This window comes from Kitasatospora sp. NPDC059599, from assembly GCF_042735125.1.
Classification (GTDB): domain Bacteria; phylum Actinomycetota; class Actinomycetes; order Streptomycetales; family Streptomycetaceae; genus Kitasatospora.
This window is the reverse complement of record NZ_JBHWCL010000004.1, coordinates 53,854-73,901: the sequence shown is the minus strand read 5'-3', so window position 1 is coordinate 73,901 and position 20,048 is coordinate 53,854. Positions and strand designations below refer to the sequence as shown.

General features: G+C 74.9%; 15 protein-coding genes. 5 read left to right on the top strand and 10 right to left on the bottom strand.

The features are described 5' to 3' along the window. Positions 1 to 28: 28 nt before the first annotated feature. From ACFV04_RS02530 to pstS, 8 genes are all read right to left on the bottom strand, one after another. Positions 29 to 2,428 carry a VWA domain-containing protein gene (locus ACFV04_RS02530; protein ID WP_380526295.1) on the bottom strand — a complete coding sequence of 800 codons (2,400 nt, stop codon included), beginning with the start codon at positions 2,426 to 2,428 and terminating at the stop codon, positions 29 to 31. 82 nt (positions 2,429 to 2,510) lie between these two features. Beyond that, on the bottom strand, positions 2,511 to 3,134 hold the full coding sequence (locus tag ACFV04_RS02525) for a Pycsar system effector family protein (protein ID WP_380336218.1): 624 nt from the start codon (positions 3,132 to 3,134) through the stop codon (positions 2,511 to 2,513). Between the two features lie 4 nt (positions 3,135 to 3,138). Further along, complete coding sequence (locus tag ACFV04_RS02520; protein ID WP_380526293.1) at positions 3,139 to 4,839, bottom strand: hypothetical protein; 1,701 nt, start codon at positions 4,837 to 4,839, stop codon at positions 3,139 to 3,141. Continuing rightward, positions 4,836 to 7,787 (bottom strand): hypothetical protein, encoded by a 2,952-nt coding sequence (locus ACFV04_RS02515; protein WP_380526291.1) that lies wholly within the window; start codon positions 7,785 to 7,787, stop codon positions 4,836 to 4,838. The genes ACFV04_RS02520 and ACFV04_RS02515 overlap by 4 nt, the downstream gene beginning before the upstream one ends. Continuing rightward, positions 7,780 to 8,664, bottom strand: a complete 885-nt coding sequence (locus ACFV04_RS02510) for a hypothetical protein (RefSeq protein WP_380526289.1) — start codon at positions 8,662 to 8,664, stop codon at positions 7,780 to 7,782. The genes ACFV04_RS02515 and ACFV04_RS02510 overlap by 8 nt, the downstream gene beginning before the upstream one ends. Positions 8,665 to 8,707: 43 nt before the next feature. Beyond that, positions 8,708 to 9,463 carry a Crp/Fnr family transcriptional regulator gene (locus ACFV04_RS02505; RefSeq protein WP_360265483.1) on the bottom strand — a complete coding sequence of 252 codons (756 nt, stop codon included), beginning with the start codon at positions 9,461 to 9,463 and terminating at the stop codon, positions 8,708 to 8,710. Positions 9,464 to 9,858: 395 nt separating this feature from the next. Beyond that, positions 9,859 to 10,527, bottom strand: a complete 669-nt coding sequence (locus ACFV04_RS02500) for a very short patch repair endonuclease (protein ID WP_380526287.1) — start codon at positions 10,525 to 10,527, stop codon at positions 9,859 to 9,861. 77 nt (positions 10,528 to 10,604) lie between these two features. Next, the gene (gene pstS, locus ACFV04_RS02495; RefSeq protein WP_380336233.1) at positions 10,605 to 11,723 is read right to left on the bottom strand and encodes a phosphate ABC transporter substrate-binding protein PstS; all 1,119 of its coding nucleotides are present in this window, start codon (positions 11,721 to 11,723) and stop codon (positions 10,605 to 10,607) included. 374 nt (positions 11,724 to 12,097) lie between these two features. Here pstS and ACFV04_RS02490 point away from each other — a divergent pair, with 374 nt between their 5' ends. Beyond that, complete coding sequence (locus ACFV04_RS02490) at positions 12,098 to 13,549, top strand: APC family permease (protein WP_380336676.1); 1,452 nt, start codon at positions 12,098 to 12,100, stop codon at positions 13,547 to 13,549. Positions 13,550 to 13,709: 160 nt separating this feature from the next. Further along, entirely contained in the window at positions 13,710 to 15,347 is a 1,638-nt protein-coding gene (locus ACFV04_RS02485) for an amidohydrolase (protein WP_380336236.1), read from the top strand. A 156-nt stretch (positions 15,348 to 15,503) separates the two neighbouring features. On the opposite strand, the gene ACFV04_RS02480 is transcribed toward ACFV04_RS02485, so the two are convergent. Continuing rightward, a complete protein-coding gene (locus ACFV04_RS02480) occupies positions 15,504 to 16,292 on the bottom strand; it encodes a TetR/AcrR family transcriptional regulator (RefSeq protein WP_380526284.1) in 789 nt (262 codons plus the stop codon). 107 nt (positions 16,293 to 16,399) lie between these two features. After that, positions 16,400 to 17,488, bottom strand: a complete 1,089-nt coding sequence (locus ACFV04_RS02475; protein WP_380526283.1) for a branched-chain amino acid aminotransferase — start codon at positions 17,486 to 17,488, stop codon at positions 16,400 to 16,402. 722 nt (positions 17,489 to 18,210) lie between these two features. Between ACFV04_RS02475 and ACFV04_RS02470 the strand changes: the two genes are divergently transcribed. The 3 genes from ACFV04_RS02470 to ACFV04_RS02460 are packed head-to-tail and all read left to right on the top strand — an operon-like array spanning position 18,211 to position 19,684. After that, on the top strand, positions 18,211 to 18,564 hold the full coding sequence (locus tag ACFV04_RS02470; protein WP_380526281.1) for a hypothetical protein: 354 nt from the start codon (positions 18,211 to 18,213) through the stop codon (positions 18,562 to 18,564). Continuing rightward, positions 18,564 to 19,175 carry a hypothetical protein gene (locus tag ACFV04_RS02465; protein ID WP_380526279.1) on the top strand — a complete coding sequence of 204 codons (612 nt, stop codon included), beginning with the start codon at positions 18,564 to 18,566 and terminating at the stop codon, positions 19,173 to 19,175. The genes ACFV04_RS02470 and ACFV04_RS02465 overlap by 1 nt, the downstream gene beginning before the upstream one ends. Next, positions 19,154 to 19,684, top strand: a complete 531-nt coding sequence (locus tag ACFV04_RS02460; RefSeq protein WP_380526278.1) for a hypothetical protein — start codon at positions 19,154 to 19,156, stop codon at positions 19,682 to 19,684. The genes ACFV04_RS02465 and ACFV04_RS02460 overlap by 22 nt, the downstream gene beginning before the upstream one ends. The last annotated feature ends 364 nt before the right edge of the window (positions 19,685 to 20,048 follow it).

The following is a 20,048-nucleotide window of genomic DNA, read 5'->3' as shown; positions in this document are numbered from 1 at the left end:
GGGTCGCGGTGAGGAGCAGCGGTTCGGGTCACAGGAGGTCGTTCAGCGGGGTGGTCCGCTCGGTCCGGCCCGGCCGGCTGCCGGACGCCGGTGGCGGCGTGCCCGGGCCGGGGCGGCGGCTCGCGCCGAGCGTCAGGCTCAGGCCGTCGGCGAGCTCCACCGGGGTGCCCGCGCCCAGCCGGTGGCGGGTGCGGCGGCGGACCTCCAGTACCGCGCCGCCGTCCTGGCTGCGCTGGACCCGGTACGTCCCGCCGGGCCGGCGGACGAGGCGCGGGTGCGGGCCGCCGACGCCGCTGACCTCGAACCCGTACCAGCCGCCGGACCCGCCGTCGGCGGTGAGCTTCCCGAGCTCCCGGCCGCGGCCGTCCAGCAGGACCAGCTCCAGCCCGGCCGGGGACGTCCCGGTCTTCCTGGCCCGGAGCACGACCAGCAGCGCCAGCACGGCGACCACCACGAGGATGCCGAGCAGCAGGAGGGCCCACCACCACTCGTCCAGGAAGCTGGGCGGTGGCGTGACGGTGACGGACAGCGGGCTGTCGGCGACCACCCGGTCGCGGTCGGAGGTGTCGACGACGGAGACCTTGCCGCCGACGGTGACGCCGTCGTGGCCGAGCAGCCGGCCGAACGCCTTGGCGTCGCCGGCGGTCAGCGTGATGCCGACGCTGCGGGACTCCTTGGGCGCCAGCGTGATCGAGTCCGGGGACAGCGTCAGCAGGCCGGGCGCGACGTCGGTCACGGCCGGGTGCAGGATGTGCGGCGCCGTGTCGTCGTTGCGCAGGTTCAGGGTGCCCTTGAGGGTGTCCCCGGGGTGGACGCGGTGGTCGCCGTCCAGCGAGAAGGCCGCGGTGACCAGCGGTACCGCGGGGGAGACCACCGAGCTGAACGGGCGGTTCTGGTCGGCGGCGAGGCCGGAGGCGGTCAGGGTGCTGGACGCCGTGATCCGGCCGGTGGCACCGGCGGGGACGGTGACGGCGCCGGTGAACGTGGCGTCACCGGCCTTGGCGTCCGGGGCCGCACCGTCGTCGGCCAGGTCGACCCGGACGGCGGGGAAGCCCTCGCCCTCCAGGACGGAGGTGACGGCGAGGTCCTTGAGGTCCTGCTGGTCGGTGATCGCCAGGCCCTTGCGGGTCTGCAGCTTGACCGTCACCGTGGCCTTCTCGCCGGCCCGCGGCGACGGCGGGGTCAGGCTGATCGAGCTGTTCAGGGCGCCGCGCCAGAGCACGCTGACGCTGGCCAGCTGGGACCGGTGGCCCTCGGGAGCGTCCAGGTGGACCCGCCACTGGCCCGGCATGGGGTCGGTGATGCGCAGCGACTCGATGGCCTTGTCCCGCCCGGAGAACTCGAACGTCGAGTCCGGGTCGGACCCGGCGCCGGTGATCGGGCGTCCGCTCGGGTCGAAGTAGGTCGCGGTCACCGCCGGGTCGCCCTTGTCGACCACGATGCTGCCGACGGTGGCGAGCGGGGAGATCCGCACCGGCAGGTCGGCCGGCGGGCGGCCGGTCTGCACCCCCTCGCTCCGCAGGCAGTGGGCGGCGGCGAAGGCGGCCTCCAGGGCGGCGCCGACCTGGCCCGAGTCCTTCACCACCGAGGCGCGGGGCTTGGCACCCGGGAGGCCGACGCAGCCCTCCTGGAAGCCGCCGGCGGCCATCCGGTCCAGTGCGGCCTGGTCGGGCTCCGCGCCGAAGCCGAGCGGCCAGACCTGGATGCCGGCGGCCTTGGCGGCGGCCAGCGCCGCGGTCAGGGCCTCCTCGCCGGCGGCCGCCCGGTGGCCCGGATCGCCGTACGCGGGGCTGTCCTTGACGTCCAGCTTGCCGTCGGTGAGGACGAACAGCACCCGGGGGACGGCGGGGTCGGTACCGGAGGTGAGCCGGCTGATGCCCTGCAGGACGGCGCTCGGGAAGTCGGTGCCCTGGCCCTCGGCGGGGGTGCGGCTGTGCAGCCCGGCGACGCAGACGCCGATCCGGTCGCGGCCGGCGGCGTCCAGGGCGGTCGGCGGACAGACCTCGTCCACCGGGTGCTGGCCCGGCTGGTCGGCGCTCGCGAAGCCGAAGATGCCGACCGTCGAGGCGTGGTGGACCTCGCCGAGGGCGATCCGGACGGCGGCCGCGCGCTCGCGTTCGAGGTCCTCGGGCTTGAGGCTGCCGGACTCGTCGACGGCGACGGCGTAGTCGACCGGGCCGATCGTCGCCGAGGGCGTTCCGGGCGCGCCGGCCGGTGCCCCGGACGGGGACGCCGACGTGGGGGTGGGCGGCGGGGTGTCGGCGCCGGCCGGAGCGGCGGGCAGGCCGGTGGTCAACAGGGCCGCCGTGACGACGGCCGCGGCGCGTCCGAAGCCGCGCCGTGGCCGGCGGGGCCGGGATCGGGGCCGGGTCGCGGCCGTCGCGGCGCGCCCGCGGTGGGGCGCCAGGGACAGGTGGAGCACCGTCATCTCCTCCGGATCAGGGTGCGTGTTCCCGGCCGACCGGCGGGGCCGGCCGGGAAATCGGCGGGTGGGGGCGGACCGGGTGGGCTCAGGCGAGCAGCACTCCGGCGGTGGTGAGGACGGCGCCGGGCGCCAGGCAACCGACGCCCCAGCGGATCCAGCGGTACTTGGCGGCCAGGATGGTGCTGACGTCGACGGCCTGGACGAGCAGCCAGCCGACCGGGTCGCGACCGGCGGCCGAGACCCGGTCGGCCAGTGCCGTCCGGCCCCCGGCGGGCAGCAGGTCGCCGAAGTAGGTGACGCCCTCGTGATCGCGCTGGGTGCCGGTGCGCGGCAGTATCGCCCGCACCAGCGCCACGGCTCCGGCCGCCCAGAACACGCCGCCGAGGACGAGCAGGACGGCGGCGAGCCCGGCCGGGCGGCCGTCCGGCCAGCTGCGGCCGAGCAGCAGGGCCGGGAGGCCGAGGGCGGCGGTGAGCAGGATCGAGGCCTTGGTGTCGGCCCGGCCTATGTCCTCGCGGACGGCGGCCAGCAGGCGGTCCGCGACGAAACGGGTCTCGTCGGGGGCGTCCGGGGGCTTGGGGGCGGTCGGTGGGACGGGGGCGGTGGGGGCGGCCCCGGGCGGGGTGGTGGACCCGGGCGGGGTGGTGGACCCGGCGGCGGAGACGGGCCGCGGGGTCGGTGGCGCGGGGGCGGCAGGGGTCTCGGTCATGGCGTCACCACCCCCGGACCGGGGACCAGGGGCGGTCGTCCCGGTCGTCCCGGTCGTCCCGGTCGTCGTGACCGTCGTCGTCGCGGTCGTCGTGAGCGTCGCCGACCCGGTCGTTCCGTGTCCCGCCCGCGTACCGGTCGTCGCGGTCCTGGGCGCGGTCCTGGGCGCGGTCGCGGCCGCGGTCCAGGTTGCGGTCCTGGGCGCGGTCCGGTTCGGGGGCGCGGTCGTCGTCGCGGTCGGACCACTGCGCGCGGTCGTCCCGGGCCGCGCCGGGCTCCCAGTCGTCGAACGCCTCGCTCGGGCGCCGGCGCGGCCGGGTGTCGGCCGCGGCGCGCCGGGGCGGCTCCGGCTCGGTGTCCAACCAGGATGGCGTGTAGGGGCGTTGGACGAGGTCGGGGGCGCCGGCGGCGCGGTCCGTCCGGGGGGCGGAGCGGGGGGCGTCCCGGCGGTCGCCGTCGTCCCACCCGGTGCGCCGGGTGCGGTCGGCCGGGCCGTCGTGGTCGGGCCCGCTGTCGGGGTCGTCGTGCCGAGGGGCTTTCCGTTCGGTGTGGCGGTCGGTCCCGCGGTCGGTCCGGTCGGTCCCGCGGTCGGTCCGGTCGGTCCGCTCGGTCCGGTCGTAGCGCTCGGACCGTTCGCCCCGGCGGTCCTCGCGGTGGTCCTCGCGGTGGTCCTCGGTCCGGTGGTCAGGGCGGTCGTCCGGATCGTCGTGGTGCCCGCCGGCCGGGAGTTCCCCGCGCCGGGGTGCGGACCGCACCGGCGGCCGGCCGAAGCTGCCCTCGACCCGGTACACCCCGGTGCCGAGCAGCTCGCGGACCTGGCTCTCCAACTCGGCGGACTGGATCACCCCCTTCTCGACCAGGTCCAGGGTGTGTTCGAGCAGTTCGCGCTTGTCCGCGCGGGCCTCCTGGCGCAGCAGCTCCATGAAGGCGCGGGCCTCGCCCGGGTTGTCGGCGAGCATGAAGCAGATCTGGCTCCACTCCCCGCCGTCGAGCATCACCCGGAACTTCTGCATCCTCAGCTGCAGCAGTTCGCCCGAGCGGTGTTCGCCCGTCAGGGAGTGCACGTGCTCGCGCTCGGCCATCGTCCCCCGGTGGTCGTCGTCCCGGACCTCCTCGGCGTGCGTGATGGTCTTGCGGTCGACGGCGAAGCGGACGAACAGCTCCGCGCTCAGCCCGAGGTCGTACCCCAGGTCGTCCCACTGGCCGTTGCGACAGGCGGCCTTGACGGAACGGTCGGCCTCGGCGGCGGCCGACACGGGGTAGCCGGCGCAGATGCCCCGCAGACGCTCGGTGAGCGGGGCCCGCAGCCGGACGGCCACGTTGGTCACCTGCTCGTCCACCACCTTGAGGTAGTCGGTGGCCGTCCACTGGACGTCCACCTCGACCTCGAAGAAGGTGGTGCCGCCGGCCGCCGGCACCTGGAGCGACATCCGGGTGACGTGCGTGCCGCGCGCCACTTCGCAGACCGTCACCGGGCGGGCCAGGAAGGGGCGGTCGACGTGCTCGTTGCCCCTCGCGGTGACGACGCTGTGGCCGCCGTTGCGGTAGAAGACCACCAGTGCGACACCCGGTCCGGGCCGGCGGATGCCGGTCTCCGGGCGCGGGTACTCCTTCAGCAGCGGACCGGCGGGGTGCGTCGTCGCCGGCCCGGCTCCGCCGGGGGACTTCCGGGCGGGCGTCGGGGTGGGCTTGGGGGTGTCCGTCATCGTTCGTCCTCCTCCGGGTCCTGGTGGCGGTGATCGCGGTGGTCGCGGGCGGACCTGTTCCGCTCCGGCCGGCTGTCGTTGTGGCGGCCGTTGTCCCGGCCGCGGTCGTCCTGGCGTCGGTCGTCGCGGCTGCGGTCGCGGTCGCGGTCGAGGTTGTCTTGGCGTCGGTCGTCGCGGTCGCGGTCGTCCCGGCGCCGGTCGTCCCGGTGGCCGCGTTCCGGGCGGGGCCGGGCGACGAGCTCCCCCCGGCGGTCGTCGGGGGCGGGTCGGCCGCTGGTGGCGAGGTGCCAGAGCCGGCGGGCCGCGGTCTTGTCCAGCGGGTCGTCGGGGTCGTTCATCATCCGGCGCAACAGCCAGTCCAGGAGCTGTCGTTCGCGGTCCTCGGCGATCAGGTGGGGCAGCAGCGCGGCCAAGCCGCGCCGGGTGTCCGGCCCGTCCTCCGGCCCGCCGTCCTCCTCGGGGACGGCCCCGCGCAGCCAGTACTCCAGGCAGTCGACGGCGGCCTCGTGCGAGCGCGGGGTGCGCAACGCCGTCCACATCAGGTCGGCCAGGGCCCCGGACCGGTCAGGGCGGGTCGCCGCGATGGCCAACGGCAGTGGCCAGTCGAGGAGTTCCGCGAGGTCGGGCGAGTCCTCGCCGTCCCACACCTCGCCGACCGTGGTCAGCGCCAGCCGCACGGTGGTGAGCAGGCCGAGGTCCTGGTAGGGCACCCGGCGGTCGGCCGTCCACTCGGCGATCCGGCGCAGCACCGCCCGGTCGTCGGGGCCGGACAGCAGCCGGACGGCGCTGTACGAGGCGAGCGGTGCCTGGTCCTCGTCCTCGTCGGCGCCGATCCGGGCGAGCCGGTCCAGCGCCTCCTCGACCGGGGCGATGCGGCCGAAGCCGAGCGCCATGGCGGCGGTCCAGCGCAGCCGGGCCGAGTCGGAGCCGGCCCAGTCGCGGACCAGGGCCCGGACGGTGGGCCGGTGGCTCTCGTGCCGGGCGGTCTGGTCGAGGACGGTGGCGGCGAACGCGCGCCGCTGGGTGGCGGGCGCGGTGGCCATCGGGCGGACCAGCTTCTCGTAGCCGGTGGCGAAGTCCCGGGCGCACAGCTCGCCGGAGGCCAGCGCTGCCCGCACCCAGACCTCGGGCCGCGGGTCGTCGGCGAGCAGCCGCATCCAGCGGACCACCGGTTCGCGGGCCGGGTGGTGGCGGTCCCAGACCTCGGCGAGGACTGCGGCGGGCAGCGCCGCGCCCCGGTAGCGGACGATCCGGGCCGGGGCGCCGATGCCTGCGGTCTCCACCTCGCCGGTGGTCAACTCGGCCCGCAGGAACGCCAGATCGGAGGTCGGGTCGTCGCAGAACAGCGGCCGGGCGGGCGCGTTGGCCGGGTCGCGGGCGATCGCGAGCTCCCAGGTGAGCAGGTGCGCGGCCTCCGCGACGGTGCTGTGTGCCGAACCGTTGAGGACGGCGAGGGCGATCCGCGACGCGGTCGGGTGCAGCACCGTGGCGGCCGAGCGTTCGCTGGTGTCCGTGGTGTCGGCGATCTCCCGGTCGGCGCCGGCGAACCACTCCTGGGCCTGCTGCGGGGCCAGGCTGGCGCAGCCGTCCAGCAGGTCCGCGCGGCCGAGTCGGCCCAGCACGTGGGCCGCGATCAGGTCGGCGAGCAGTTCGGCCTCGGCGGGCCGGAGATCCTCCAGGCCGACGGCGGCGCGCAGTTCGGGGTCGTCGGCGAGTTCCTCGGCGCGTGCGGACGTCCGGGCGCCCGGGCCCCGCCCGAACGTCTCCCGGTGGTCGGCGCCCGGGTCGTCCTCGAAGGCCCGGTCGGCCTCCTCCGCGAGCCGTTCGGCCAGCCGGGCGCGCAGCAGTTCCTCGGTGGGCGCGGGCGGGCAGATCAGCCCGTACCGCCCGGAGAGCAGCGGCGCCGCGGTGGGGCCGGCGGCGACCACCAGCACCGCGAAGGAGTCCCGGGCGGCCAGGGCGGCGGCGAGCGCGTCGAGTTCGAGCTCCTCGGGCGGCAGGACCGGGCGGCCGCCGCCGGACGGGAGTTCCAGCAGGTAGCCGCGGTGCCGGTGCTCCTGTTCGCGCACCACGGCGGTCAGCCGGCTCACCGGGGTGTCCGGCGCGACCCGGGAGACCCGGGCGGGCGGCTCCTGGCCGCCGTCCGAGGGGGGCGTGTCCGCGGTGTCCGCCGTGCCCGCCGCGTCGTCCTCGGCCGGCTCGACGTCGGTCAGTTCGTCGAGCAGGGCCAGCGTGGTGCAGGTCCGGCCGGTGCCGGGGGCGGCGGCGAGCACCAGGACGTGCTGGTGGCGCAGGGCCCGCTGGAGGCCGACGTACCCGTCCGGTTCGCGGTAGATCCGGCGGACCCGTCGCAGTTCCGACTCCGGCACCGGGCCGCTGGCCGCGCCGACCGCCTGCCGGCTGTCCAGGCGCAGGTGCACGTCGCCGATGTGGGCGCTGTGGAACACCGAGCGGTCGAAGAGGGTGTGGTCGCCGCCGACCTGGTAGGAGGAGCGGGCCGAACGGTGGGCGCGGGAGGTGGCGGCCATGCCGGTGGCGGCGCCGCCCTCCTCCTCCTGCTCGTCCAGCAGCCGGTCGCGGCTGCGCTCGCGGAAGCGGCCGGCGGCGCGCTCGTGTTCGGAACGCTCCTGCTCCTCGCGGTCGTGCTCGGGGCGGTCGTGCTCGGGGCGGGCCGGTTCGTCCCGGTCGGGGCGGTTCGGCCCGTCCTCGGGGCGCCCCGGCTCCTCGCCGCCCGGCCGCTTCGGGTCGCGGTCGGCACGGTCGCTGTCCCGTTCACGGCCGGGGCGGTCGCGTTCACGCTCGGGGTGGCCGCGGTCGGCGCGGTCACGCTCGTCCCGCGCACGGTCCTCCCGCCCGGGCCTGTCGCCGCGTCCGCGGTCGTCCCGGCGGCGGGGTTCCTCGGTACGGCGTTCCGGGGCGGCGTCGGGTGCCCCGTGCAGTTCAGCCACGGCGGTCTCCCCCGGTGGTGCGGCCGATGTGGACCGGCGCGCGGTAGGTGTTGTCGCGGTGCACGGAGAAGTCCCCGCCGACGTTGACCGAGCCGGTGAGGCCGGTGAGGCCGGTGTCCGTTGCGCCGGCGTTCGCGTCGGCGCGGTGCGGTGGTGCGTCGCCGGGCGCCCCGCCGTCGGTGCCGCGAGCGTCGGACGTCCCGCCGTTGGCCGGCTCCCCTGTGGTCGGCCCGTCGGCGGGCGGTTCGTCGTGGTCGGGCACCGGGGCGGGCCGCGGCCGGCCCGGAAGCCTGATCCAGGCGGGCACCTCGCCGTCCTTGAGCCGCAGCCGGGCGGGCGCGTAGTGCTCGGGGTCGACGAAGCGGCCGCCGTGGCGGACCACCTCCCGGTACAGCGAGTCGGAGACGACCACCACCAGGTCGGCACGGTCGCGTTCGAGCAACCGGCGTGCGGTGTCCGCGTCGGTGAGGCGGCAGGCGAGGTCCACGGCGTGGCCGCTGACCCCCTGGGAGTCGTGGGTGACCGGCCCGACGTGCAGGCCGATCCGCAGCCCGAGCGGCGTGCGCAGGTCGCGGTTCTCCTGGCGCAGCTGCTCGTGCACCTCGGTCACCCAGACGCCGATGATCCGCGCCGGCGGGACGGTCGAGGCGATGGTCGCCAGGACGCCGTCGCCGCGGTCCTCCCGGTGGACGACCCGGGCCGGCACCCCGGCCCGGGCGAAGGCCCGGTCCAGGACGGCGTAGAGCTGCCGGCGCATCCGGGTCTTGCCCGGATCGTCGTAGGCGCCGGACCTCCGGACGTCCACGCCCACCACCAGCTCGTACACCGCGTCGACTGCCTGGTCGTCCACGTTCTCCCCCATGGTTGTCTTCGACACGCCGTCAGGATCCGGCGCCGCACGCCGGGTTGTCTGTGGCGGTTTACACGCGCCGGGCGTTCGGTCCGGGCGCGCCTCCCGCGCGCCGTCGAGCTTCCGGGCGCTGGTCGTACGGCCCCCGGGCGAGCAGCAGCAGCGGCGCGGGGGCGAGGATCTCCACCTTCCGGGTGCCGGTGCGCACCAGCCCCTGGTCGCGCAGGAGCCGGAGCGCCTTGGCCACCGCCTCGCGGGTGGCGCCGACGGTGGCGGCGAGTTCGTCCTGGGCCAGGTGGACCACCGCGGCGACGTCGTCCCGGCCGGGCCGGGAGGTGGCGTCGGCGTGGGAGAGCTCGACCAGGCGGCGGGCGAGCCGCTGCACCACGGTGAGCGAGGCCAGGGCCGACCGCTCCCGGTCCGAGTCCCTGAGCCGGGAGGCGAGTTGGGTCATCACCTGACTGCCGACCCGGGGACTTTCGGCCAGGAACCGGCGGAACCCGTCGCCGGGGATCACCAGGGCCTCGACCGGGCCCAGCGCCTGGACCGTCGCACTGCGCGGACGCTGGTCCAGCGCGGCCAGTTCGCCGATCAGTTCGCCCGGCCCGCGGAGTCCGAGGACGAGCCGGGTGGCGCCCCGGTCGATGGCCGTGAAGACCATCGACCAGCCGGTCAGGACCAGCAGGACGTGCGTCGAGCGGTCCCCTTCGGAGAGCAGGTGCTGCTCCGGTGCGAAGGTCCGCGGGGCTCCGAGTGAGGTGAGGGCTTCGAGGTCGTGGGCCGTGAGTGTTCGGGCGAACGGCAGGTCGCCGCCGAGCAGGCCCATGCCACCCCCTGGTGATCACCGACGGCCCTGGTCCGGTCTGACGTTGGGAGATCGTAGACCCGCCGGGGCCGGATTTTGGCCGAATTTCTCACAATGGAGGCGTTGTGGTGCCAGAGAGTCGGATGTGACCTGTGGGGCGTCTTCACATATACCCGCCGGGCCGCACTCCGGGTGGTGATTCCGCAGGTCAGAAGGGGTTCTGTGGCGAACTCGGGGATTTTTCGGACACGATTCGGATATCTCTTGGCAACAGTGTGGTGTACACATTCGATGCGCCGGAGTGCGCCCCCGCGCGCGAATTCCGGCTACGTGCGCTGTATCCGCTCCTGCGCCCGGCGCACACGCTCCGGCTGCGCCCCCTGAGAGGGGTCGGGAGCGGGCTTGCGCGCCGGTGGTTACGGAAGGTCGCAGCAGGACGGGACGGTTGACCGCATGGCGGAGGCCGGGGCCGTCCTCCGCCCGTGCGCGGCACGGGTCGTCGGCGTCATGCCCGCCCTCGGCGTCATGGGCGCCGGTCTGACCAACTCGGTCGACACCGTCCGGCGGACCGACACGATGGTCGGCGAGGTGGAGGTGGAGGCGGAGCCGGCGACAGGGGGTGCGACGTACTCGGTCGCTGCTTCCCCGGCGTTCCGCCCACGCCCACGCCCCGGCCGTCGCCCGTCGACGAGGGCGGCGATCCGCTCGGCGGCTTCGGTGGCGCTCTCGTGCTCCCAGACGCGGACCGACAGCCAACCGGCGTCGGCGAGGCGGGCGTCGGTGTCCCGGTCCCGGGCCCGGTTCTTCTCGATCTTCTCCCGCCAGAATTCGGCGTTGTTCTTGGGCCACGTCGCGTGTTCCGGGCAGCCGTGCCAGAAGCAGCCGTCGACGAAGACCGCGACGCGGGCCGGGCCGAACAGGATGTCGGCCTCGCGGCGCATGCCCTTGAGCGGCTTGCGGTGGACGCGGTAGCGGAACCCGGCCGCGAACAGGGCGCGGCGGAGGGTGACCTCGATGCCCGTGTCGTGGCTGCGCTGCTTGCTCATCCGGGCGCGGATCTTCGGAGTGGTCTCCAAGGAGGGCATGACCCCATTCTGGCGCCGGGGTCCGACAGGGGCCCTGCCGGACCCGGCCCCCGTCGAGGGGCCGGGTCGGGGGTGGGTCAGGCCAGGGTGGTGACGGCGGTCTTCACCTTGTCGCCGATGGCGGCGGGGAGGGGGACGTAGCCCTTCTCGGCGATGGCCTTCTGGGAGGCGTCGCCGATGGTGTAGGCGAGGAAGGACTTGAGGGTGTCGAGGGACTCGGCCTTGTTGCCCTTGTCGCAGACGACCTCGTAGGTGACGAGGACGATCGGGTAGGCGTTGTCGGCCTTGGTGCCGTAGTCGAGGGAGAGGGCGAGGTCGCCGTCGGCGCCGACGACGGTGGAGGTGGCGAAGGTGGCGGCCGCGTTGGCGGCGGTGGCCTCGACGGGCTTGGTGGCGCCGGTCGAGATCCGGGCGCTCTTGAGGTTGTTGATCTGGGCGTAGGACAGCTCGGCGTAGCCGATGGAGTTCTTGACCTGCTTGATCTGGGCGGAGACGCCGGCGCTGCCGTTCGCGGACTGGCCGCCCTTGCCCTTCCACGCCTTGTCCGGGGCCGCGCTCCAGGCTCCGCCGGAGGTCTTGGCGAAGTAGGAGGTGAGGTTGAAGGTGGTGCCGGAGTCGTCGGAGCGGTGGACGGACTGGATGTCGGCGTCCGGCAGCTTGGCGCCCGGGTTGAGGGCGGCGATGGCCGGGTCGTTCCACTTGGTGATCTGCGAGTCGAAGATCTTGGCGGCGGTCGGGCCGTCCAGGACGAGGTCGTCGACGCCGTCGACGTTGAAGACCAGCGAGACGAGGCCGCCGACCATCGGCAGGCCGATGGCCTTGCCGCCGGTGCAGACGGCCTTGGAGGCGTCGACGTCGGCGGGCTTGAGGACGTAGTCCGTGCCGGCGAAGGCGACCTTGCCCTGGGTGAACTGCTGGACGCCCGCACCGGAGCCGCCGCCGCTGTAGTTGACGGTGGTGCCGGAGCAGGAGGTGGCGTAGGTGGTCTTCCACAGGTCCATCGCGTTGCCCTGCGCCGTGGAGCCGGCGCCGAGGAGGGTGCCGCCCTTGCCGCAGGCGACCGCGGGCGCGGAGCCGTTCGCGGTGGCCGTCCCGGTCTTGTTGTCGTCGCTCCCGCAGGCGGTGAGCGACAGGGCGCCTGCCAGTGCCATCGTGCTCAGGGCGAGGGTGGCGGACCGGCGGTTGCGCTGGAGCATCTGTGGATCCCTCTCGTCGGCGTGTGCGTCCGTGGACGCGGTCTCGGTGACCTCGGCGCGAAGACCGTAGGCGGCGCGGGTGAACGCGGGTTCCGGGCACGGGTGAACCCGTGGTGAAGGGCGGGGGGTCGGGGCGGGACGCGACGGCCCCCCACCCTTATGACAACGGCATTGACGTGTTGCGCGGGCCACCTGTTTCATGGCTCGCACTTCCCGCGCGCACCGCCCCCGAGGTGCGCGCGTTCCCCCACACACACGTGCACCCCACGACCACACACGTGCACCCCCACGACCAAGGCGGTGATCCGTTGGCATCGACGGTGAAGGACACGGGCGGCGGCCCGAGAACGGACGCGAGCGGCTCCAGCGTCGTGATGCGAAAGTCGCTCGGCCTGTTGGACGGCGCGACGATCGCCGCGTCCAGCACGGCCGCCACCAGCAGTATCGGGATCGGCCTGGGCCTGATGGCCGGCGTGGTCGGCCTGCACCTGCCGGCGATCATGCTGCTGGCCTTCCTGCCCGTGCTCGCGATCGCGGGCGGCTACGGGCGGCTGAACGCGGTGGAGCCGGACGCCGGCAGCAGCTACCGCTGGGTCGGGCGGATCCTCAACCCCTGGCTGGGGTTCCTCACCGGCTGGGTGAACACCGTCGGCACGGTGGTGTTCATGGCGTACACCACGACCGTCACCGGCTCGTCGATCATCCAACTGCTCGACGAGGCGCACCTGCGCAGCGTCGCGGGCCTGCGACTGGACGCGGACTCCACCGTCCAGTGCACCCTGCTCGGCCTGGTCGTCCTGGTCGGCGCCGCGCTGGTCGCGGTGCGCGGACTGGAGACGGCCGCCCGGCTGCAGAAGGCGCTGCTGGTGTTCGAGTACGCGGTGCTGCTCGGCTTCTGCGGGTACGGGCTGTTCGCGGGTGACCAGCCGTTCTCCGTGCAGTGGTTCAACCCCTTCGACATCCCCTCCTTCGACGCCGTCGCGCAGGGCATGGTGCTGGCCGTGTTCTGCTACTGGGGCTTCGAGTCGGTGTTCAGCGTCGGCGAGGAGGTGCGCGACCCGCGCGACGCCTCCCGGGGCGGCATACTCGCCCTGGTGGTGATGCTGCTGCTCTTCCTGCTGGCCGGCACCGCGTTCCAACGGGTCCTGCCGATCGACGAGTTGGCGGACAACGGCGCGCACGGACTGACCTACTTCGGCACCAGGCTCGCCCACCAGCCGCTTGCCGCACTGCCGTTGATCGCGCTGATGTTCTCCGCGGTGGCCTCGCTGCAGTCCTCGGTGATCCCGACCGCCCGCGGGATGTACGCGATGGGACGCGACCGGGTGCTCGGCCCGGTCTGGACCCGGCTGCACCCCCGGCACGCCACGCCCGCCGTCGGCACGCTGCTGATCACCGGCGTCGCCGTCGCCCTGGCCCTGGCCTCGATCGCCATCCCGACCGTCAACGACCTGATCTCGGCCGCCGTCAACGCGATCGGCGTCATCGTCGCGCTCTACTACGCGCTGACCGCCGTCGCCGCGGCCGTCCGGTTCCGCGGGCTGCTGCGCACCGACCCGGTGGAGGCGCTGCGCGCGGTGGTCGGCCCGCTGCTGGGCGCGGCGGCACTGCTCGCGGTCGGCGGCTACCTCGCCTGGACCTTCTACGACTCCACCGACCACTTCGAACTGTCCGCCGACAACGGGTGGTTCGAGCTGACGGTGGTGACGCTGATGGTCGTCACCGGGCTGCCGGCGGCGGCCTGGGCCCGCTGGCGGCGGCGCTCGCCGTACTTCCTGGACGGCGCGGGGGATCCGGGCAACTCCCCGGCCGTTCAGGAGTCGTAGGGCGCACGGCGACGGAGAGGACGACGAAAGGCCGCACGGCGAAGCACGTCGCGCCACGCGCGAGGGATCCGAGGGATCCGAGGGATCCGAGGGATCCGAGAGATCCGAGGGGTCCGAGGGATCCGGCAGACACGAGTTGCACGAGAACGGAGCACCACCCATGACCCAGGCCGATCTGGTCTTCACCCGCGGCCCCGTCCACACCGGTGACGCCGCCCGGACGAGGGCGAGCAGCCTGGCCGTCGTCGGCGAGCGGATCGCCGCCGTCGGGCACGACGAGGTCCGCGAGCTGATCGGGCCGAAGACCGAGGTCGTGGACCTCACCGGCAAGCTGCTGCTGCCCGGCTTCCAGGACGCGCACATCCACGCGGTGTACGGCGGAACGGAGTTGGCGGCCTGCGACCTCACCGGGACGGTCGGCGTCGCCGACTACCTGGAGCGGATCCGGGCGTACGCGCAGGCCCATCCCGGGCAGGAGTGGATCACCGGAAGCGGGTGGTCGATGGAGAGCTTCGACGGCGGCCTGCCGACCCGCCGGCTGCTGGACTCCGTCGTCCCCGACCGGCCGGTGTACCTGACCAACCGGGACCACCACGGCGCCTGGGCCAACACCCGGGCGCTGGAACTCGCCGGCCTCACCCGGGACACCCCCGACCCGGCCGACGGGCGGATCGAGCGCGAGGCCGACGGCACCCCCGGCGGCACGCTGCAGGAGGGCGCCACCGCGCTGGTCGCCCGGCTGGTGCCGCCCTCCACCGCCGCCGACCGGCTGGACGGGCTGCTGCGCGCCCAGCGGCTGCTGCACTCGCTCGGCATCACCGGCTGGCAGGACGCGCTGCTCGGCGAGTTCAACGGCCAGCCGGACCCGTCCGACGCCTACCTGGCCGCGGCGCGCTCCGGCGCGCTGACCGCCCGGGTGACCGGCGCGCTCTGGTGGCAGCGTGACCGGGGTGCCGAGCAGATCGCCGAACTGGTGCGACGGCGAGAGGAGTTGAGCCACGGGAGGTTCCGGGCCGGCTCGGTGAAGATCATGCAGGACGGCATCGCGGAGAACTTCACCGCCGCGATGACCAGCCCGTACCTGGACGGCTGCGGCTGCGCCACCCCCAACTCCGGCCTCAGCTTCGTCGATCCGGACGCGCTGCGCGGGTACGTCACCGAACTGGACGCGCTCGGCTTCCAGGTGCACTTCCACGCGCTCGGCGACCGGGCCGTCCGTGAGGCGCTGGACGCCGTCGAGGCCGCCCGGACCGCCAACGGGTGGCGCGGCGCCCGGCACCACCTCGCCCACCTCCAGGTGGTCCACCCGGACGACCTGGCCCGCTTCGCCCGGCTCGGCGCGATCGCCAACATCCAGCCGCTCTGGGCCGCCCACGAACCGCAGATGGACGAGCTGACCATCCCCTTCCTCGGCCCGGAACGCGCCGCCTGGCAGTACCCGTTCGGCGACCTCCAGCGCGCGGGCGCCACCCTGGCGGCGGGCAGCGACTGGCCGGTGAGCAGCCCGGACCCGCTCGCGGGCCTGCACGTGGCGGTCAACCGGATGGAGCCGGAGGCCACCGACGGCCGGGTCTTCCTGCCCGAGCAGCGGCTCGACCTGGGCTCCGCCATCGCCGCGTACACGGCCGGGTCCGCGTACGTGAACGGGCACGACGACGCGGGTGTGCTGGCGGCCGGCCGGCTCGCGGACCTGGTCGTGCTCGACCGGGACGTCCTCACCGGGCCGGCCGGGGAGATCGCGCAGGCCCGGGTGCTGCGGACCTACGTGGGCGGGGAGCTGGTGCACGCGGCGGAGTGAGCCCGGCCGGGGATCCGGGGCCGGGCCGCGGCTCCGAGGCCCGGGGGTGCCGGTCCGAGCCCCCGGGGTGCGGGCAGGAGGCCCGGGGCGGGCCGGCCGCCGGTGGTGCGCGCACGGGGGCGCACCACCGGCGGTGCCGTGTCCGCGGGCCGGCGGTCAGCCGTCGTGAACGTCGCCCGCCGAGTCGTCCCCGCCCGCCGAGCTGTCCCCGCCCGCCGCGTGGTTCCTTCCCGCCGCGTCGTGCGAGGCCACCCGGAGACGGGCCTCGGCCGCGTCGAGGAGCAGGTCCAGGGCGTACGGGTAGCCGCTGCGGCGCATGTCGCCGGTGAGCAGTTCGGCGGTCGCGGCGATGTGCGGGTGGGTGGTGGCGTCGAGCCGGGCGTAGGAGGCCTGCCAGACCCGGAGGTCGGCGGCCGCGGCGGGTGCCGGGAGGGCGAGCGCGGCGGCGTCCAGGGCGGCGAAGCCCAGGCTCTGGTCGACGAAGGCGTGGTAGACGCGGACGGCCTCCGGATCCGGGAAGCCGGCGGTGCGCAGGATGCCGAGGATGGTCTCGACGGCGGCGATCTCGTGGGCGCGGCCGGTGGTGCGGTGGGCGGCGAGCAGGGCGGCCTGCGGGTGGGCCTGGTAGGCGGCGTGGATGCGCAGGCCGATGGCGCGCAGGTCGGCGCGCCAGTCACCGGTGGGCTGCCAGCCGTGCTGGGCCTGGCCGATGAGGTCGTCGGCGACGGCGAGCAGCAGGTCGTCGGTGCTGTGGAAGTAGCGGTAGACCGCGCTCGGGTCGGCGCCGAGCGCGGCGCCGAGGCGCCGTACGGTGAGCGCGTCGGCGCCGTGCTGTCCGATCAGCCGGATCGCGGTGTCGACGATCAGCTCGGCGGAGAGGACGACGCCCTGTTTGGTGGGGCGCCGGCGCCTCCGCTGCGGTTCGGGGATCACGCGGTCGGTCATGCCCGCAGGCTATGTCAACGGCGTTGACGGAGAGAAGGGGCGAGGCGGGACGAAGTGGTCCGGGGCGGCGTGGGGTGGGGTGCGGAGTGCGGCGGTCCGGGACTCGGTCAGACCACCCGCCGCAGCCAGCCGTACCGGTCCTCGGCGCGCCCGTACTGGATGTCCAGCAGGTGCCCGCGGATGTCGAGGGTGTACTTGCCGGGCGCACCGCCGCCGACGGTGAACTCGAAGCCCTCGCCCTTCAGCGCGACGATCGGGGTGATCACCGCCGCGGTGCCGGCCGCGAACACCTCGGTGACGCTGCCGTCGGCGGCGCCGGCGCGCAACTCGGCGAAGGTGACGGCGCGTTCGACCGGTGTCAGGCCGAACTCGGCGGCGAGGGCCAGGATCGAGTCCCGGGTGACGCCGTCGAGGATGGTGCCGAGCCCGGGGGTGACCAGCTCGCCGCCCGAGGTGACCAGGCACAGGTTCATCGTGCCGGACTCCTCCAGGTCGCCCTCGCCGCCGGTGTCGTCCAGGAACAGCACCTGGTCGCAGCCGTGCTCCCGCGCCTCGATCTGCGCGGCCAGGCTGGAGGCGTAGTTGCCGCCGCACTTGGCCGCGCCCGTGCCGCCCCGCCCGGCGCGGGTGTACCGGCTGCTGACCCACAGCGTGATGCCGGTGACCCCGCCGGGGAAGTACGGCCCGGCCGGGCTCGCGATGACCGAGTAGACGACCTCCTCGGCGGGCCGCACCCCGAGGAAGGCCTCCGAGGCGAACATGTACGGCCGCAGGTAGAGGCTCGCCTCGCCCCCGGCGCCCGGCACCCACGCCTCGTCCGCGCGGACCAGTTCCTCGACGCTCGCGAGGAAGTCCTCCTCCGGCAGCACGGGCAGCGCGAGCCGCTCCGCGGAGCGGGCGAAGCGGCGGGCGTTGAACTCGGGCCGGAACAGCCGGACGCCGCCGTCGGCGTGCCGGTAGGCCTTCAGGCCCTCGAAGATCTCCTGCGCGTAGTGCAGCACCGACGCGCTCGGGTGCAGCGAGAACGGCGCCAGCGGCCCGACCCGGCGGTCGTGCCAGCCCTCGCCCGTCGTCCAGGCGGCGGTGGCCATGTGGTCGGTGAAGTGCTTGCCGAAGCCCGGCTCGGCGAGGACGGCGCGTCGCTCCGCCTCCGGTACGGGGGTGGTCGTCCGGACCAGCGGGAATGCGGGACGCATCGTCAACTCCTGAGCACCGAAGCGGAATCTGCCCGATCGGGCGCCGGTTGCCGACGCCTCGCCCGTCATGCTAATGGCCGTCAGCCGGACGGGATACGGGACGTGGGGGTCCCCCTGGGGCTGCGCCCGGGCCCGGTCCGGTCGCGGTGAGCGTGACGCCGAGCGTGACGCCGACGGCGAGGGCGAGGCGGCCGGGACGAACCGGGCACGGCGAACGGACACGGAGGTTCCCCCGTAGCGGTGGCGGGTGGATCACCTCTCCTGGCAGGGACGGGACTTCCCGGTCGTGAAGGGGTACGCGATCGAGGTCGAGGGCGTGCCCCGCACCGTCCGCACGGTCGCCGTACCGCGGAGCCTCCAGGACGAGTACCGGGTGGCGGTCCGGCGGGGCGGCGCGGTGGCCGAGGAGCGCCTGACGCTGGAGATGGACGGGGTGGACGCCGCCGTGCCGTGCCGAGCGGCCGACGGAGGACGCGGCGGTTTCCCAAGGGATCCCCTCGATCCTGTGATCGTTCCGGGTGGATCGGGCGGGTTGTGCGACCACCCTTCCAAGCGGGTGTTCAGGCCGGGGGCGGGCGGCAGAACTGCCGCTGGGCTGACCGCCGCTCCACGGAGGAACGGCCGGGGGCCGACCGGCGGCCGGGCGGCCGGGCGGCCGGAGACGGACGACCGACCAACGGCCGACCAACGACCGGGCGACGACCGGGAATCGGGGGAGACGCATGAGCGGCAGTGGCAGTGGCAGTGGCAACGGCAGTGGTGGCAGCGGTGCCGGGGCGGGGTTCAGCGCCCATCCGGACAAGCTCGGGGACGCCGGCGACCAGCTGGTGACGGCGAGCACCGACGTGGGATCGGTCAAGGACACGCTCGGCACGCTGGGCATGTCCGGCGAGGACACCTTCGGCGAGTACGGCGCGGGGGACGCGGCGAAGGCGTTCTGGCAGGCCTGGCAGGACGAGTTGGGCGTGAACGTCGACGCGCTGAAGGACCTCGGCGGCCGGGTGCACACCACCGCGGCCAACTACACCGGCACCGACCACGTCGTCGGTGAGCAGTACCGGCAGCAGGGGGCGTGATGGTGCCCGACCACAGCCCGAACCCGCTCGGCCCGTTCGGCATCGACCTGGGCAACCAGCGGGAGCAGGCCGAGCGGCTCAAGAAGACCATCGACGAGTCCCACGGCATGTGGGGCGCCGGAGACCTCAAGTACGCCGTCCACGACGCCCTGCAGCTGCCGGCGCCCAAGGGGGACCCGGGCAAGCTCGGCGAGTTCGCCGCCGCGTACAACACGGCGAACAGTCAGCTGGACATCATCCAGATGAAGGTGGCGCGGGTCGGCGCCGAGCACCTGCCGGACGCCTGGACCGGACAGGTCGGGGAGAAGGCGGCCGAGGTCGTCAAGGCCGCCGCGGTCACCGTCGACCGGCTCGGCGCCCTGCCGCGCGCCCTGGTCTTCCTCGGTGAGGTGGTCCGCTCCGGCGGCACCCGCCATGCCGCCGCGCTCCCCGAACCGCTGCCCGGCCCGGCGGCCGCCGTGGCGCGCGGCTGGCTGGAGGCGGCCTCGATGGTCGCCGGGGACGTGACCGGGGACCTGCTGGTCGCCCGATGGCTGGACGCGGTCGCCGCCGTCCTGGCGCTGCGGGTCACCCACCGGGAGGCGAGCGCGTGCCGTGGCGCCGGATCCTGATCGCGTCGGTCGCCGTGCTGGCCGTCGCGGGCGTGGCGGGCGCGGTGGTGGTGCACCGGATGACCACCGGCAAGCTCGACCACGGCACGGTCTTCGCCCAGACCTCCGGTGAACTGGGCGTCAGGCCGGGCGAGTTGTTCTCCGTCGAGGTCAGCGCACACCGGGTGACCGGGCAGGTCTGGACCGTGGCCGAACCGGACCCGTCGGCCGGTGCGTCGGTCGGTGCGTCGGTCGGTGCGTCGGCTGGTTCGTCCGCCGGCTCGTCCGCCGGTGCGTCGACGGGAGGTGCCTCCGTGCGGGCCGTGGGCGACGAGTACGTCAAGAACGTCGGTCTCGGGGACCTGGTCGGCGCCACCGGCTCGGCGGGCTCCGGCGGCCGCTACTACTTCGTCTTCCGCGCCGGCCCCGATCCGGGCCGCACCACCATCACCCTGCACAACCCCAACCACGTCGGCCGCCCCGGGAGTTCCGACCAGGACGAGCGGCGCTTCACGGTCGACGTGCGCTGAGCGGGCGCCGGACGCCGAGGCGCCCGGTCGGCGGTAGGGGGCCCGGAGGGAGCGCGTCCGGGAGCGCCCGCCGTGCAGCCCGCACCCCCCGGCCGGGGTGGTTCAGACCCACCCCGCCGGGGGTGCAGGTGGACTATCCGGGCGTCCCCGCCCGCCTACTGTCGATCGTGTGCCGCCGGGACGGCGCGGTGGGGCTCGACCAGGGGTGGGACGTGGGGGCGACGGGGCGCGCAGCGCGGGGGAACGGGCGTCCGGTGGGGGTGACGGGGCGTGCGGAACGGGCCGTGTGCGGGCGAGTGCGGGGTGTGCGCGGGCGGTGTGCGCGCCGGAAGCCGGAAGCCGGCGGGGCCGACGGCCCGCGTAC